Source organism: Actinomadura fulvescens, assembly GCF_039533225.1.
GTDB lineage: Bacteria > Actinomycetota > Actinomycetes > Streptosporangiales > Streptosporangiaceae > Spirillospora > Spirillospora fulvescens.
Genome location: NZ_BAAATD010000006.1, coordinates 427738 through 442486, shown reverse-complemented (window position 1 = coordinate 442486; position 14749 = coordinate 427738). Strand labels below are relative to the sequence as shown.

The window sequence follows — 14749 nt, the reverse complement described above, 5'->3', positions numbered from 1 at the left end:
GAGATGTCTGACGTGCTTGCCAGCCCGGTCGTGCAGGCGCCGATGGCGGGCGGCGGATCGACTCCCGCGCTGGTGGCGGCCGTGTCCGAGGCGGGCGTGACCGGCTTCCTGGCCGCCGGCTACAAGCCGGCGGCTCGGATGCGCGAGGAGATCGAGGAGACCCGCCGGGCCACGTCCCGGCCGTTCGGGATGAACCTCTTCATGCCCTCGCACGATCGTGTCGACGAGGCGGCGGTCGCGGCGTACCGGGAGCGGCTCGGTCCCGAGGCCGAACGTCTCGGCGTCGAGCTCGGCGCGCCCGGCGACCGTTCCGACGACTGGGAGGCCAAGATCGCCGACCTGGTGGCCGACCCGCCCGCGATCGTCGGGTTCACCTTCGGCTGCCCGGAGCCGGGCGTCCTGGCGGCCTTCCACGAGAAGGGCACGGTCACCGTCGTCACGGTGACCTCGGTGGCCGAGGCCGTGACCGCCACGGCGGCGGGCGCCGGCGCGCTCTACGTCCAGGGGAGGGAGGCCGGCGGGCACAGCGGCACGTTCACCGGCGCCGCGGGCACGCCGCTGCGGGAGCTGCTGCCGGCCGTCCGGGCGGCGACCGACCGGCCGCTGCTGGCCGCGGGCGGGCTGGCGACGGGCGCGCACGTCGCCGAGGTCCTCGCGCTCGGGGCGGACGCGGCGCAGCTCGGCACCGCGTTCCTGCGTTGCCCGGAGAGCGGCGCGGGCGGCGTGCACAAAGCCGCGCTGGCCGATCCGAGGTTCACCGAGACCGCGATGACCAGGGCCTTCAGCGGCCGGTCGGCGCGGGGGCTGGTCAACCGGTTCATGATCGAGCACTCGTCGTTCGCGCCCGTCGCGTACCCGGACGTTCACTACCTGACCGCGCCGTTGCGCAAGGCCGCGGCGGCGCGCGGGGACGCCGGCACCGTCAACCTGTGGGCCGGGGAGTCGTTCCGTCTCGCCGCCGACGCGCCCGCCGCCGAGGTCGCGGCCCGCCTGCTGGACGAACTGGCCGCCGCCACGGCGTGACCCACGCGCCCGTCCGGCGCCCTCCACCGATACCTTCTGCGTGGAGATCGTCTGGGAACGGGCGGGCATCGGGGGAGGCCGACGGAATGCGGTACGCAGGACGGTTGCTGGTGGTGCTCGCGGCGGTGAGCGGATGCAGCGCGACCGCGGGTGTCGGGCCGGCCGGGCCGCCGACCGCACCGGCGACGGTCGCCGCCGCGAGCCACGACCCCGCCGCGTGGGCGCGCTGGGGGCTCAAACCCCTCCCGCCCGCCCCTCCCGCGCCCGCCGCGGCCGACCGGCCGGTCAAGCTCGTCCGGGGCAAGGCGCCGGTCATCACGCGGGTCCCGACTCGCGACAAGGTCGTCTTCATCACGATCGACGACGGCAAGGAGAAGGACCCGGCGTTCGTGCGGATGCTGGCCGAGCTGCGCGTCCCGATCTCGATGTTCCTGACGAACGACTCGATCAAGGACGACTACGCGTACTTCACGCGGCTGCGCGACCTCGGCAACCACGTCCAGAACCACACGATGACCCATCCGGTGATGAGCCTGCTCGGCCCGGCGGGGCAGCGGGCCGAGATCTGTGGCCAGCAGAAGATCCTCGCCGCGCGGTACGGCGCGCGGCCCGTGCTGTTCCGGCCCCCGTTCGGCCGGTACGGAGACAGCACGCAGGTGGCGGCCGTCCGGTGCGGGGTGCGCGCGATCGTCATGTGGCGCGAGTCCATGCAGATCAACGACATGCAGTACGACGAGCCCGACAAGCGGCTGCGGCCGGGGGACATCATCCTGGCCCACTTCCGCGGGCCCACCGAGCTCAAGGGCACGACCATGACGCGGATGTTCGCCAACCTGCTCAAGCGGATCCGCGCGCAGGGCTTCGCGGTGGCCCGGCTGGAGGACTACCTCGACGTCCGTTAGGGCCGGCCGAGACCGCCCTCGCGGTCGTCCATGTCATCGATCTTGCGGGTGTCGCGCGGCTCGGCGTACGGGACGGCGTCCTCCGGCACCCCCTGCTCGATGCGCCGGGCCCGCACGAGCTCGGCGTCGAGCTCGGCGCCCAGCAGGATCGCCACGTTCGACACCCACATCCACACCAGGAAGATGACGACCGCCGCGAGCGCGCCGTAGGTCTTGTTGTACGAGCCGAAGTTCGCCACGTACAGGGCGAAGGCGGCCGAGGCGGCGAGCCACGCCAGGATCGCGAGCGCGCTGCCCGGCGTGATCCAGCGCCAGCCGGGCTGCCGCACGTTCGGCGCGGCCCAGTAGAGCGTCGCGATGGCCACCATCACCACCATCAGGATCACCGGCCACTTCACGATGCCCCAGGCCGTGACGAAGGTCGAGCCGAGCCCGAGCACGTCGCCCATCCACTCGGCGAACCGGCCCGTGAACGTGACCGCGAGCGCGCTGGCGCCGAGGAGCACCACCATGGTGAGCGTCAGCGCCAGCCGCAGCGGCGCCAGCTTCCACAGCGGCCGCCCCTCCGGCATGTCGTAGACCGCGTTGACCGCGCGGATGAACGCGGCGACGTACTTCGACGCCGACCACAGCGCCACCACCAGGCCGATGGCGGCGAAGACGCTGGCCGTCGGCGCGGTGCCCTCCAGGCTCTGGATGATGCTGATCGCGGTGTCGCGCGCCTGGCCGGGTGCCAGCTGGCGGACGTTGTCCACGAGCGTCTGCGTGCCCGAGACACCGGACATCCCGACCAGCGAGACGACGACGATGAGGGCGGGGAACACCGAGAGGATGCCGTAGTAGGTCAGTGCGGCGGCCCAGTCGACGAGGTTGTCCTTCTGGAACTCCGTCACGGTCCGCTTCGCGACGCCCCACCAGCCGCGACGGCCGATGTGCGTCGGTCCTTCAGGGGCTTTGTCCTGCCGCGTGCCCTGCTCGGCGGCCTTCCCGCCGGTCGTCTTCTCGTCGGTCGTCTTCTCCGTGGCCGCCTTCTTGCCGGACGTCGCCTTCTCGCTCACCGGATCTGCCTCCTTTCCGCGTGGCGGACCCCTTACCCGCTTAACTCGCGGGGATGCCGGGGAGTCAGGACTCGATGTACGCGCGGACGCTCCCCAGCTCGGGGTCGGCGGCGTCGGGCACCACCATTCCGGCGGCCACGCCGCTGCGCAGGTAGTCCAGGACGGGCGCGGTGATGCGCTCTCCCGGCAGGACCGCCGGGATGCCGGGCGGGTAGGGCGTCAGCATCTCGGCGCTGACCCGGCCGACCGCCTCGTCCGCCGGCACCTGCTCGGCCGGCCCGAAGAACGCGTCGCGGGGGAGGACGACCAGTTCGAGCTGCAGGTCGCCCGGCCCGGCGACGTTCACCTCCGGCCCGCCGCGCAGCTCGGCGGCGTGGTCGACCAGATCGCGCAGCGCGGTCAGCAGCGTGGCGGCCGTGTCCTTGTCGTCGGCGTACGTCAGCTGGGCGCTGATGCGCCGATGGTCGGACAGGTGCAGGTTGACGCGGTGGTGCTCGTGGATCCAGTCGGCCGCCCGGTAGCCGAGGACGCCGAGCTCGGAGACATCGATGATGACCTGCAACGGATCGAGGTCGAAGGCCTTTCCGGGGCCGACGAACTCGTCCTGGTCGACGTGCAGGCCCGGCAGGCGCTCGATCTCCTGGCGCACGTCCGCGGCCAGGTGCAGCGCCGCGTCCAGCAGGTCGTGACCGTGCTCGACCATCTGCCGCCGCCAGCCGTCCAGGCCTGCGTACAGCAGCACCGACGGGCTCGTGGTGCCAAGCAGGTCCTCGCGGGCCTTCAGAACGGTCGGATCGACGAGCTCCCCCTGCTGGTGGAAGACCGAGCCCTGCTCAAGGCCGCTGCCCATCTTGTGGACGCTGGTCACGCAGACGTCCGCACCCGCGTCCATCGCCCAGGACGGCAGGTCGGGATGGAAGGGCAGGTGCGCGCCCCACGCCTCGTCAACGATCAGCGGTTTACCGTGCCGGTGGCAGATCTCGGCGATCTCGGCGAGGTTCGCGCACGTGCCGTACGGCGTCGGGCTGGTCACCAGGGCGCCTCGCGCGTCCGGGTGCTGCTCGAACCGTCGCGCGAAAGACTCGGGCGACGGCGGGTGCGCGAGCCGGCGTTCGGCGTCCCAGCTCGGCTCCACCCAGATCGGCCGCACCCCGCTGATGATCAGGCCCGAGATCACCGACTTGTGCGCGTCGCGGCCGATGAGCAGCTTCTCGCCGGGACCCGCGACCGACAGCATGGCCGACTTGACCGACAGGGAGCTGCCGCAGGTCGAGAAGAACGTCTTCTCCGCGTGCACGGCGTCGGCCATCAGCTCCTGCGCCCGTTCCAGCACCTTGTGGGTGGAGCGCCGGTCGTCCAGCCCGGAGACGGCCAGCACGTCGTGGGTGAAGACCGCGTCACCGAGCGCCTCGCGCACCCGCGGATCGGCCCCTCGTCCCTGCTTGTGCCCCGGAGGGGTGAACGGGGTGTCGCCTCGACGCCGGTAGGCGGCGAGCGCGTCCAGTACCGGAGCCTCCGAATGATCCATGAGCTGCACTTTCCCGTCTGGACCGCTTGTTAACTCCGGGCCGCGAATGGCCCGGCGGACCCCGGGTAGGGGGCGGGCATGAAGGAACGGATTCCCGGCGAGACGGAGCTCCTCTGGGAGGAGTTCCACCGCCTCGTCAATATGACCTCGGAGGAACTGCGGACCTGGCTCCTCACCGAAGCCTCGGGCGAGGACGCCCTGCCCGCGGACATGGAGCTCCCGGAGCTCGGCACCCGGGTGGTCGAGATACTCCGCAAACGCAAGGTCGATCTCACCGACGCCGACGTCGGCGCCATGCGGGAGGTCGTGGACTTCGTCGAGGACAGGCTGAAGAACCAGTCGCCGAGCGACGTTCAGGACGACGGCTGGCGCCACGCGCTGATGACCGTCGGCCACGACCCGCTCAAGCCCGGCGTCCCCGAGCCCTAGGGGCCTTTGGGGATCTCGGTCTGCGGGCTGTAGCCGTCGTCCTCGCCACCGGGTGCGTCGGCCGCGGCGTTGGGCGGATCGGTCGGGCCCGGCGCGTGCTCGTCGGCGAAATCGGGCTCCGGCTCCTCCACTTCGGCGCGGCGGTCGGCCAGGGGCTTGGACTCATCCTTCTTTCCCATGAGCCCGTCCTGCCCACGCAGGCCCCGGCCAATCAACGGTCCGGCGCCCTCAACCGTCCAGCGCCCGCTCGTAGGCGAGGAGCGTGTCGACGAACAGCCTCCGCTGCTCGGGCGTCAGGGGGTCGAGGGCACGGCGCCAGGCCTCGGCGCCCTGCCCGAGCCACTGCTTGATGGCCGCCTCGTGGGCCGGGGCGATGCTCACGATCGCCCGCCGCCGGTCGTCCTCGTCCGTCCGCCGGTCGAGGATGCCCTGGCGGCTCAGCTCGCCGACCATCAGGCTGACCGTCGCCGGGGTGACCTCCAGCCGCGCCGCCAGCTCGTTCACCGTCATGGCGCCGTCGAACAGCAGGTAGGCCAGCAGCGACAGGTGCCGGGGCGCGAGCGAGAACGACGCCAGCTCTTTGGGCACGCCGAGCTTCTTCGCCCGCCCGACCACCCGGGGCATGAGCAGCAGCAGCGCGCGGATGCCGGACTCGACGTCCAGTCCTTCGTCCACGCCCGCGAGCCTATTCGAACCCGTCGCCCACGGTGGCGGCCAGCCTCAGGAACGCCTCCCGCGTACCCGCGCCCATCAGGTCGAGATCGATCTCCGCGTCCTCGGCCAGATGGGCGTCGAACGGCACGGCCACCACCGCCCGGCACCGCCGTTCGAAGTGGGACCGCAACGCGTGCACGTCGATCTGCGTGCCGCCGGGCCGGATGCTGCACAACGCGACGGTCGCCGAACGGGCGAGCCGGCCGCGTCCGTGGGCCTCCAGCCAGTCCAGCGTCGCGCTCGCCGACCGCGCCGCGGCGACCGACGGGATCGTGACCAGAACGATCTGATCGGTCAGCTCCAGCACCGCGCCCATGGCCGAGTGCAGCAGACCGGTGCCGCAGTCGGTGATGCAGATCGAGTAGTGGTTCTCCAGCAGCCGCACCACGGCCCGGTAGTCCTCGTCGGCGAACGCCTCGGACACCTCCGGATCGCGCGCCGACGCGAGGACCTCCAGCCGGCTGCTGACCGACTGCGAGGTGCACGCCCGCACGTCGGCGTAACGCGGCGTCCTGTGCGCCATCGCGAGCAGGTCCCGCACCGACGCGGCCGTCTCCGGCCGCACCTTCTCCGCCAGCGTGCCGTGGTCGGGATTGGCGTCGACGGCGATGACCCGGTCGCCGCGCACCACCGCGAGCGCCGACCCCAGGCCGACCGCCGTGGTGGTCTTGCCGACACCCCCCTTGAGGCTCAGCACGGCCACCCGATGATGTCCGCTGGCGACCGGCGTCCGCACCCGGGCGAGGAGCTCCCGCCGCCGCCCCTCCGCGGCCGACTCCCTCGGGTGCACCAGCCCCCCGGAGAGCCGGTGGACCGTCCGCCGCCACCCCTGCTCGGGCACGGCCCGCCGCCCGGGCAACAACCGATCCGGCGTGAGCGCGTCCCCAACCCCGGGCGCGGCCTCCCCCTTGGCTTCCTCAACGCTCGGCAAGGAAAGCGGAACCGTGGCATCCGCGGACCCAGACACCGACCGCCCGAATTGCGTCACAAAGCCCTCCCACAGCCCGGCCACACAGAGTACTCACCTGTGTGCGCTCCGTACCGTTACCCAAAGATTGTTAAACGGATGCGCCTTTGAACCGCGTCCGCCAAGGTCCGCCCGAGTCGACCCAGGAGCCGCTCACTGCAAAACCCACGAGCGGAGCCCAGAAGCCCATCCGGCGGAGTCGATCCACATCGACCTAGATTGACAAGCATTGGCTCGCCGGACTGACTCCCCTCCTCCAGCACGAGGGAGGCCCACTTATAGGAATCCAGACCGCCACCGACCACACGAAGCTCACAGCAACGCAGCCCAACTAGCCGAAGCCACCCGCATCGACGGATCCCGGTACGTCACCACTTGACCGCGCCCCGCAGCTACGACACCTGGCGGCTAGCGCTCGCCCTCATCGGCTCCTTCGAACTCGTCCTGGTTCTGGTCCTAAACACCGCATCATCAGCACAAACAAGGGAGCAATCTGGACCGGGAGCATCCGTGTGGGCGGCGTTCGACCGCGAACGCATCGGAGTCGAGCACGTCACGGAGCAGGCCGCCCTCGCCAACTACATCGCTAGCCTGAACGGTCCGGGACGCTGCTCTCTCCAGCGTGCACTCTCGAAGACGCACGGCATCGATAGCCGCAAGGCGAAGAAGATCATCTCTACTGTGGAACAAACCTGAAGGAGGTTGGCACGATGGGGCCCGCTGACCCGTTGACGGTCGGACCCTCGTGGCCGGAGGAACTCGGCCCGTCTGCAGGCGGGCCGGGCGAGAGTGAATGAAAGGGTCACCAAGCTCCGATGCGGGGTGGCATGATCGTATGTCGGAACCTCGCGGTACAACCGGTAGTCAAAGCCAGTGACGCGGCCCCTCGCACGGAGGATCTTTGCCATGACCCTCAAGTCTTATCGTGTGGTGAGCTCCAGGATGGCCGAGCAACTTGCCCGTCAACTTGGCCTGGATGTGGACGTTGAAACAACGGTGGAAACTGAACTCAACGGGGGGATCACTGGACTTGGGTCCGGGCGGCGGAAGTCAGTGAAGAGGGTCATTCCAAAATCCGTGACGGATCCGCGCGTGCTGAATGAAATAGTCGACGGTTTGCGCGATAATGGCCAACTGAAGATATATCGTCCTGAACGAACTCGCGAGTTGCCCAGAGGGGTGCCGACATATATTCATGAAGTCGGCATCGAAGGAACCCCCGTATTCCTGCCTCTCGGAGAGGAAGCCCGAATTGCTCCTGGAATGGAAGGGTTGACGGTCTGGGTGTTTGAACCACTCGGTCGGGTTGGTTTCATTGATTCTGAACCCGACGGGGCGTGGGCCTGGGATTGGGTGGGCACCTATTTGTTCCTCATAGAGGAGCATATTTCTAACCCTGAGAACCTCTTCTGCATTTCAGGTATCTCCGCGCTTAGGTGCATGCTGGAGACTGCTGGCTACAATACGCGCTTGCCGTCAGGAAGGTACGGCGAAGACGTCTTTGGGCGGGATAACCCAGCCCACCCCATTGACAAGCTCGTTTCGGTCGGTGGCCGGCCCGGGAGGAGTCGAATGATCGAAGCTGTATATCGGATTGCCGTTATGACAAATGAGCAGGCGACCACAATTGACGGTCGAGAAGTGCGCCTCAACGACATCTTGGCATATCCGCTCTACATTGCCGATTCTGGCATCTAAGTAACTGACTTCCAGTCTTTAATATGAAGGCTCGCGGCGAATCGGGAAACTAATTCTCTGGAAGTCGTGCTGCGTTGAACCACACGTTCGAAGCTTTCGAGGTAGGCGCTGGCCATGTCGCCGTCCTGCTCCTTGCGAGGCTGGAGGACGGGAGTATGGGCCGCGTGTCTCCCACCGCCGCGAGTAGCCGACGAGGCAGGTTCCGGCGGAGGATCGGCAGGCGCATCCTCAATGCGCTGGTTGTAGCCGAATGATGTGCGCACGCCTGAGGGGGTGGGGCTTTGGGGGACGCTGTAGATTCCGACCAGGCCGGTGATCTCTACGTCGATGCCGGTTTCTTCTTTGGTATCGAGTACTACTGCTTGAGCTACGGACCCGCCTAGGTCGATGGCTACGCCGGGGAGCCGGCGGAGGTGCCAGAACGGGGCGTCAGATGCGGGGACGCCGTAGACGTGGGTGTTGACGTAGAGCTGGTCGCCGGCGAAGTAGATCGGTTGTAGTGGACTGTGCTGTGGGGGGACCTCTACGTTGGCCAGGGCGCGTAGGTCTTTGTAGAGCGCCGTGACGTAGCGGATCTTGCTGGCCATGGTGTCGCCGATGCCCTCGTCGTCACCGCGTTCGACGACCTGGGTGGAATTGGGATCGCCGAGGGGAATGCGGACGCGGACGTCTGCTTCGGCTTTGTCGGCGAGGATGCGCTTGGCGCCGGAATCTTCGGCCAGGACCACACCACTGTAGAGCTGGATGCCGATCTCGGATTCGGCTCCTTGAACAGACGTCCCCATGCGTCCCTGGGGACGGCCCAGCGGTGCGGGTAAACGCTGATGAGTTCGCTGTCAGAGGCTGAGGTGACTTGTTCCTTGCTGAGTGCCTCGTGCCAGAGGCAGGTCTCATCGACGCCGAGGCGTGAAGCCACTGCGTAGCGGTGCGGTCCTGGGTGATCCGTCGCCGCTCTGGCTGAGGCCATGCCCAGGCCTGCTGATCTGTGGCTCCGCGTCAACGCTGCGCTCTCCGATACACGTGCTCTCACGTCTGAGATCAGGCGCCTTCACGCCGAAGCCAGCAATGCCCGTCGCCGTTACGCCAACCTCGTTGCCGCTGTTCGCGTCACCTTCAGCGCTCAACGAGATGCGGAGGCCGATCCTCTCTACTACCTGCGTGACAAACTCCGTGCTCAGGGGAAACTCCCGCCGCACGGGGCAGGCAGTGCATGACGAGGGCGCGACAGATGCGGCATCACGCCCGCAAGATGCGGCGCTACGGCCTCCAACCTATGATCGTCATCAACAACGATGATCAACTCCCCGATGTCGCCGCCGCCTTGACAGTCCGAGCGCTGTGGCGGTATCGGCCGGAGCTTGCCCCGCTCTACCTCGCGTCCACGCTGGCACTCGGTGGGACAGTCCTGCACATCACACAACCGCATTGGTGACCGTACCTCCTCGTCGCGGCCACGGTCATCGCATGGATGCTGGCAATGTTCGGTGAACGCGCTGGCCTGACGGTCCGAGCCGAACGCCTGTACGCGGCGACCATTGCCATGGAAGCTGGATCTTGGCCTCGCTGCGGTGACCGCGCTCGGCATCACGTCCTGGCCGCTCCTGCATCTTCTGCTCGCTGGGGGGTTTGGTCCGGGGGACCAGTCAGGTGACGGATGCGGGACAGGTTGGGGTCTTCGTAGCGTCCTTCGTGTCGGGAAGGCCGGCGTTGAAGGAGGACGGAACCTTGACTGTCACTGCAGGGACGCGGTTTGACGCGTTCGTGGACCGGGTTGAGATCATCGAGCTGGTCGATCGGTACATGCTCAGCCTGGACGAGGCTGTGATCGATGAGGAGTGGGCGGCGCGTTTCCATACCGCGGACATCGCGACCTGGACGCCGGTGGGGAACACGGACCGGTTGGATGGGATCGCGGACGCCACGCGGGTGGCACTGGAACGGTTTCAGCGGACGCAGCACTTCGCCGCCAACCACATCGTGGATCTGGACGGAGACCGGGCTTCGGTGCGGTGGAACGCGCTGATGATCCATCTGCATCTCGACGAGACGCAGGCGAGCCGGGGAGAGCCGCTCGGGGGTCACTTCGATGTCGGCGGGATCTTCCAGGCTGAGGTCGTCCGTACGCGGCAGGGGTGGAAGTTCCGGCGGCTGGACGTCCGGCCCGTCTGGTTGTCCGGGCGGCCGCCGGTCTTCGAGGTGGCCGGGTCATGAAGGTCGAGATCATTCTGGATCTGCCGTGTGTCTGGTCGTACTTCGCGTTCCATCGGTTCCAGCGGGTCGCGGCACGGGTGGGAGGCGAGCTGGAGGTCGGGTTCCTGCCCTTCCAGCTCGCGCCGGAGGCCACGGCGGAAGGCGAACTCAAGGTGGACGTGCTGCGCCGGTCGTTCGGGGACGCGACGCCGGACGCCATCGCCGGGATCACCGCCAAGGCCGCGGAGGAGGGGCTGGTGTTCCGGCACGAACGGGCGATCTTCTCCAACACCTTCGAGGCGCATCGGCTCATCCGGGTGGCGAGTGCCCAGGGCAAGGGCGAGGAGATGGTGGAGCGGCTGTTCCGGGCGCACCATACGGACGAGCTCAACATCGCAGATCCGGTCGTATTGCGGTCCTTGGCCGGGGAGGTCGGGGTGACGTGGAGCGATGAGGGTGCCGAGGAGCTGAGGGCCGAGCTCGCCCGGGTCCGGGGAATGGGCGTGCGGGGCGTTCCCGTGTTCCTGATCAACGGGCGTGAGCTGTCCGGTGCGCAGTCGGAGGAGGAGCTCACCGCGGCGCTCGCGTTCGCGTCGGCTGAGTAGGGTTGCCAATATGCGGCTGTATGGGCGTGACCAGGAGCAGGCGGAGGTCGAGCGCCTTCTTCAACACGCTCGTGGCGGCCGTAGCGGCGTCCTGGTCGTACGGGGCGAGGCCGGGATCGGCAAGTCGGCTCTGCTGAGGGTCGCGGAGGACGCGGCCACCGATATGCGGGTGTTGCGTGGAACGGGCGTCGAGCACGAGAGCGCGATGCCCTACGCGGGGCTTCACCTTCTCCTGCGCAAGCATCTCGGCCGGATCGACGCTCTCCCGGAGGCGCAGGCGCGGGCGCTCAGAGGCGTTCTCAACCTCGGTGCCGGGGACAGGCATGGCGACCGGTTCCTGGTCGGCCTGGCGGTGCTGACGCTGTTCTCGGATCTGGCCGAGGAACGGCCACTGCTGTGCCTGATCGATGACGCCCACTGGCTCGACGACGCGACCGTCGAGGTGTTGTTGTTCGTGGCGCGGCGGCTGGAGGCCGAGCCGATCGCGATGTTGCTCGCGGTGCGTGATCCGGACGCGCCCGAGCTCATCACGCGGGGGCTGCCGGAGCTGTGGCTGCGCGGGCTGGACGAGCAGGCCGCCACCGAGCTGCTCGCCGACCGTCCGGCCGAGCTGCCCGCGCACGTTCGCAGTGAGGTCCTCGTCACGGCGATGGGCAATCCGCTGGCGCTGCTGGAGCTGCCCACCGAGTCCACGTCCAGCCGGCCGTCCACCACCTACACCAGGTTGCAGCGGGCGTTCGCCGAACGGATCGCGGCGCTGCCCGAGCTCACGCGGCTGCTGCTCCTGATCGCCGCGAGCGACGACCAGGGTGATCTGTCGATGATCCTCTCGGCGGCGGAGCGGCTCGGCGCCTCGGTCGCCGATCTCGAACCGGCCGAACGCGAGCGGCTGGTGCGCACCGGCGAGGGCAGGCTGGAGTTCCGCCATCCGCTCGTCCGCACCGCCGTGTACGAGGAGGCGACGCTCAGCCGTCGCCTGACCGTGCACAACGCCCTCGCCGAGGCCTACCGCGCGGCGGGCGACCAGTGCCACTTCGCGTGGCATCTGGCGAGCGCCACGACCGGGCCGGACGAGAAGGCCGCGGCCGTGCTGGAGGAGACCGCCGAGCTCGATCGTGCCGGAGGCGGCCATGCCTCCGTGGCCGCCATGTACGAACGTGCCGCCGCGCTCTCGCCCGATCCCGCCGAACGCGGGCGGCGCCTGTCGGTGGCGGCCGCCGCTGCCGCCGACGCGGGGATGCCCGAACGGGCGATGTCGCTGGCCGAACGCGCCACGGCCGACGTGACCGACCCGCTCGGCCGGGCGGACCTCGTTCTGCTGCGGGCCGGGCTGGCCGACGAGCAGGACCGGATGAAGGAGGCCCACCGGCTGCTGATCGACACCGCCGAGTCGGTGATCGGCCTCGACCCGCGGACCGCGGGCTACCTGTTCTTCCAGGCCGGTTCGGCCGCCGCGAACGCGGGCGACCGCGAGCTCCTCGACCGCACCGCGACGCGGGCGGAGGAGCTCGGCGCCCCGAACGCCGCTCTTGTCCGCGCCCTGGCCAGGGCGTTCACCGGGCTCAACGCGGGCGGGTCCGGGGACACCGCCGACGGGATCACCGCCCTGCGCGAGCTGATGGGCGGCCTGAACGAATGCGCTGGCCCCCGCGACGCCGTCCGGACCGTGATGTGGCATCTCATGATCGGCGACCTCGACGGCGGTCTCGACGCCGCGGTCGAGCTTGAGCGGCGCTACCGGAGCGAGGGCGCCCTCGGCCTGCTCTCGCTGGTGCTGATGCCGCTGGCACGGCTGCAGCTGATACTCGGCCACACGCGCGACGCGCTGACGACCGCGACGGAGGGCATGCGCGTCGCGGCGGACACCGGCCAGCACCGCATCCGGATCTACCAGGCCACGACGCTCGCGCAGCTGGCGGCCATGCGCGGCGACGAGCAGCGCTGCGAGGAGCTGACCGCCGAGGCCCTCGCGCGCGGGCTGCCGCCCAGCAACGTGCACGCCGCGACCGCGCTGAGCCTGCTCGACCTGGCGCTGGGCCGTCACGAGGCGGCCTTCAACCGCCTGGCCGGTGTCGTGGCCGGTACGAGGCGCGCGGGCGTGACGGCAGCCCTTCCCGATCTCATCGAGGCGGCCGTACGCCTCGGCCGGCCGGAACGGGCCCGCGAGGCCGCGCGCTGGCACCAGGGCTGGGCCGAGCAGGTCGGGCACCCGTGGGCCCGCGCGATCACGGCGCGGTGCGCGGCGTTGCTCGCCCCCGATGACACGGCCGGTGATCTCTTCGAGGAGGCCGTCCGGCTGCACCTGCGCGGCGGCCCGCCGTTCGAGCACGCCCGCACCGAGCTCCTCTACGGTGAGTGGCTGCGCCGGTCGCGGCGCCGCAACGAGGCGCGGGGCCACTTGCGCGCCGCCTTGGAGATCTTCGAACGGCTCGGTGCGGAGCCGTGGTCGGAACGGACGCGCGCCGAGCTGCGTGCGGCCGGGGAGAGCCTGGCCGACGGCGCCGACGACCGTCCGGACGTGCTCGCGCTGCTGACCCCGCAGGAGCTGCAGGTCGTACGGCTGGCGGCCGCGGGCCTCAGCAACCGGGAGATCGGCGCCCAGCTGTTCCTCAGCCCGCGGACCGTCGGCTACCACCTCTACAAGGCCTATCCCAAGCTGGGAGTGGCCTCGCGCGGAGAGCTCGCCCGCCTCGAACTCTCCGCGAGCTAGCGCGTTCGGGTGTGCGCCAGGACGGCGTCGGCCAGTTCCGCGTGGACCTGGGCCGGCAACGTGTGGCCCATGCCCTCGATCATCAGGAGCTCGGCGCCGGGGATCGCCTCGGCGATGAGCGCGCCGTGGCCGGGCTTGACGGGCTCCTCGGTGCCCTCGATGACCAGGGTGGGCGCGGTGATCCGGTCCAGGACGCCGACCGGCTCGAAGCCGGGGGCGGCCATGGCGGCGAGCCGGTGGTTGCCGACGGTGGCGGGGTCGCGGTCCCGGTCGAAGACCTTCTCCTCCAGCCGCCGCTGCTCGTCCTCGTCGAAGGGGATCGCCGGGCCGTGCAGCACCCGCGCGGTCTCGATCGCGAAGTCGATCTGGGCCCGCCGGTCCGGGCCGGGCGGGTCCACCATGGCCTTGGAGAAGTGCTCGATGAACGCCGGGGTCGGGTAGGGCAGCGCGCCCGGCAGCGGCTCCTCGCCCATCAGCGCCCGCACGAGGTTGGCGCCTTCCTCGCGGCCGAGCGGGGAGGAGCCGATGACCGTCAGCGACAGGACGCGCTCAGGCCGCTCAGCCGCGATCCACTGGCTGATCAGCCCGCCCGCGGAGTGCCCCACGAAGTGCGCCTTGTCGATGCCGTACGCGTCCAGCACGGCCAGCGCGTCGTTCTTGATGTCGATCCAGCCGTACGGGGCGGCCTCGAAGTCGATCGCGCTCGACCTGCCGGTGTCGCGGTGGTCGTACCGGATGACCCGGCGCCCGGCGGCGGCCAGCCGCCCGACGAACGCGTCGGGCCAGAGCACGCCCTGCGACATCGACCCCATCACCAGCAGCACCGGCGGGTGGGCAGGGTCGCCGAACTCCTCGGTCCACAGCTCGACATCCCCATTGACGATCATGCGCTCGGCAGCCATGTGCAGCTCCTTCACGGGTTCTC

The 14749-nt window shown here is 69.7% G+C and carries 15 protein-coding genes; 8 read left to right on the top strand and 7 right to left on the bottom strand.

All coding sequences use genetic code 11. From position 1 onward, the window contains the following. Nucleotides 1–3 precede the first annotated feature (3 nt). Both ABD333_RS24340 and ABD333_RS24335 read left to right on the top strand, forming a co-directional pair. Entirely contained in the window at nucleotides 4–1023 is a 1020-nt protein-coding gene (locus ABD333_RS24340; protein ID WP_344544436.1) for a nitronate monooxygenase, read from the top strand. Nucleotides 1024–1109: 86 nt separating this feature from the next. After that, nucleotides 1110–1925 (top strand): polysaccharide deacetylase family protein, encoded by an 816-nt coding sequence (locus tag ABD333_RS24335; RefSeq protein ID WP_344544434.1) that lies wholly within the window; start codon nucleotides 1110–1112, stop codon nucleotides 1923–1925. On the opposite strand, the gene ABD333_RS24330 is transcribed toward ABD333_RS24335, so the two are convergent. After that, nucleotides 1922–2983, bottom strand: a complete 1062-nt coding sequence (locus tag ABD333_RS24330; RefSeq protein WP_344544432.1) for a YihY/virulence factor BrkB family protein — start codon at nucleotides 2981–2983, stop codon at nucleotides 1922–1924. The two genes, ABD333_RS24335 and ABD333_RS24330, sit on opposite strands and share 4 nt — an antisense overlap. A 64-nt stretch (nucleotides 2984–3047) precedes the next feature. Then, complete coding sequence (locus tag ABD333_RS24325; RefSeq protein ID WP_344544430.1) at nucleotides 3048–4511, bottom strand: aminotransferase class I/II-fold pyridoxal phosphate-dependent enzyme; 1464 nt, start codon at nucleotides 4509–4511, stop codon at nucleotides 3048–3050. 78 nt (nucleotides 4512–4589) lie between these two features. Here ABD333_RS24325 and ABD333_RS24320 point away from each other — a divergent pair, with 78 nt between their 5' ends. Further along, nucleotides 4590–4940 carry a DUF3140 domain-containing protein gene (locus tag ABD333_RS24320; RefSeq protein WP_344544428.1) on the top strand — a complete coding sequence of 117 codons (351 nt, stop codon included), beginning with the start codon at nucleotides 4590–4592 and terminating at the stop codon, nucleotides 4938–4940. Here ABD333_RS24320 and ABD333_RS24315 read toward each other — a convergent pair. Genes ABD333_RS24315 through ABD333_RS24305 form a run of 3 tightly spaced genes read right to left on the bottom strand, consistent with a single transcriptional unit; the run spans nucleotide 4937 to nucleotide 6585 of the window. Continuing rightward, the gene (locus ABD333_RS24315; protein ID WP_344544426.1) at nucleotides 4937–5119 is read right to left on the bottom strand and encodes a hypothetical protein; all 183 of its coding nucleotides are present in this window, start codon (nucleotides 5117–5119) and stop codon (nucleotides 4937–4939) included. The genes ABD333_RS24320 and ABD333_RS24315 overlap by 4 nt on opposite strands. Nucleotides 5120–5168: 49 nt before the next feature. Then, complete coding sequence (locus ABD333_RS24310) at nucleotides 5169–5615, bottom strand: MarR family winged helix-turn-helix transcriptional regulator (RefSeq protein ID WP_344544425.1); 447 nt, start codon at nucleotides 5613–5615, stop codon at nucleotides 5169–5171. Between the two features lie 10 nt (nucleotides 5616–5625). After that, nucleotides 5626–6585, bottom strand: coding sequence for a MinD/ParA family ATP-binding protein (locus tag ABD333_RS24305; protein ID WP_344544423.1), 960 nt, complete (start codon nucleotides 6583–6585; stop codon nucleotides 5626–5628). 546 nt (nucleotides 6586–7131) lie between these two features. On the opposite strand from ABD333_RS24305, the gene ABD333_RS24300 reads away from it, so the two are divergent. Beyond that, the gene (locus tag ABD333_RS24300) at nucleotides 7132–7317 is read left to right on the top strand and encodes a hypothetical protein (protein WP_344544421.1); all 186 of its coding nucleotides are present in this window, start codon (nucleotides 7132–7134) and stop codon (nucleotides 7315–7317) included. A gap of 210 nt (nucleotides 7318–7527) precedes the next feature. Then, nucleotides 7528–8319 (top strand): hypothetical protein, encoded by a 792-nt coding sequence (locus ABD333_RS24295; protein WP_344544420.1) that lies wholly within the window; start codon nucleotides 7528–7530, stop codon nucleotides 8317–8319. On the opposite strand, the gene ABD333_RS47565 is transcribed toward ABD333_RS24295, so the two are convergent. Further along, on the bottom strand, nucleotides 8316–9104 hold the full coding sequence (locus ABD333_RS47565) for an NUDIX hydrolase (RefSeq protein WP_410558049.1): 789 nt from the start codon (nucleotides 9102–9104) through the stop codon (nucleotides 8316–8318). The genes ABD333_RS24295 and ABD333_RS47565 overlap by 4 nt on opposite strands. Nucleotides 9105–10044: 940 nt before the next feature. Between ABD333_RS47565 and ABD333_RS24285 the strand changes: the two genes are divergently transcribed. Genes ABD333_RS24285 through ABD333_RS24275 form a run of 3 tightly spaced genes read left to right on the top strand, consistent with a single transcriptional unit; the run spans nucleotide 10045 to nucleotide 13824 of the window. Then, nucleotides 10045–10530 carry a nuclear transport factor 2 family protein gene (locus tag ABD333_RS24285; RefSeq protein ID WP_344544419.1) on the top strand — a complete coding sequence of 162 codons (486 nt, stop codon included), beginning with the start codon at nucleotides 10045–10047 and terminating at the stop codon, nucleotides 10528–10530. Beyond that, a complete protein-coding gene (locus ABD333_RS24280; protein WP_344544418.1) occupies nucleotides 10527–11114 on the top strand; it encodes a DsbA family oxidoreductase in 588 nt (195 codons plus the stop codon). The genes ABD333_RS24285 and ABD333_RS24280 overlap by 4 nt, the downstream gene beginning before the upstream one ends. A gap of 10 nt (nucleotides 11115–11124) precedes the next feature. Next, the gene (locus tag ABD333_RS24275; protein WP_344544416.1) at nucleotides 11125–13824 is read left to right on the top strand and encodes an ATP-binding protein; all 2700 of its coding nucleotides are present in this window, start codon (nucleotides 11125–11127) and stop codon (nucleotides 13822–13824) included. On the opposite strand, the gene ABD333_RS24270 is transcribed toward ABD333_RS24275, so the two are convergent. Then, the gene (locus ABD333_RS24270) at nucleotides 13821–14726 is read right to left on the bottom strand and encodes an alpha/beta fold hydrolase (RefSeq protein ID WP_344544414.1); all 906 of its coding nucleotides are present in this window, start codon (nucleotides 14724–14726) and stop codon (nucleotides 13821–13823) included. The two genes, ABD333_RS24275 and ABD333_RS24270, sit on opposite strands and share 4 nt — an antisense overlap. Nucleotides 14727–14749 lie beyond the last annotated feature (23 nt).

Coding starts and splice junctions, on each gene's coding strand:
- ABD333_RS24340 (WP_344544436.1), top strand. CDS start 4: ATGTCTGACGTGCTTGCCAGCCCGGTCGTGCAGGCGCCGATGGCGGGC.
- ABD333_RS24335 (WP_344544434.1), top strand. CDS start 1,110: ATGCGGTACGCAGGACGGTTGCTGGTGGTGCTCGCGGCGGTGAGCGGA.
- ABD333_RS24325 (WP_344544430.1), bottom strand. CDS start 4,511: ATGGATCATTCGGAGGCTCCGGTACTGGACGCGCTCGCCGCCTACCGG.
- ABD333_RS24320 (WP_344544428.1), top strand. CDS start 4,590: ATGAAGGAACGGATTCCCGGCGAGACGGAGCTCCTCTGGGAGGAGTTC.
- ABD333_RS24315 (WP_344544426.1), bottom strand. CDS start 5,119: ATGGGAAAGAAGGATGAGTCCAAGCCCCTGGCCGACCGCCGCGCCGAA.
- ABD333_RS24295 (WP_344544420.1), top strand. CDS start 7,528: ATGACCCTCAAGTCTTATCGTGTGGTGAGCTCCAGGATGGCCGAGCAA.
- ABD333_RS47565 (WP_410558049.1), bottom strand. CDS start 9,104: ATGGGGACGTCTGTTCAAGGAGCCGAATCCGAGATCGGCATCCAGCTC.
- ABD333_RS24280 (WP_344544418.1), top strand. CDS start 10,527: ATGAAGGTCGAGATCATTCTGGATCTGCCGTGTGTCTGGTCGTACTTC.
- ABD333_RS24275 (WP_344544416.1), top strand. CDS start 11,125: ATGCGGCTGTATGGGCGTGACCAGGAGCAGGCGGAGGTCGAGCGCCTT.
- ABD333_RS24270 (WP_344544414.1), bottom strand. CDS start 14,726: ATGGCTGCCGAGCGCATGATCGTCAATGGGGATGTCGAGCTGTGGACC.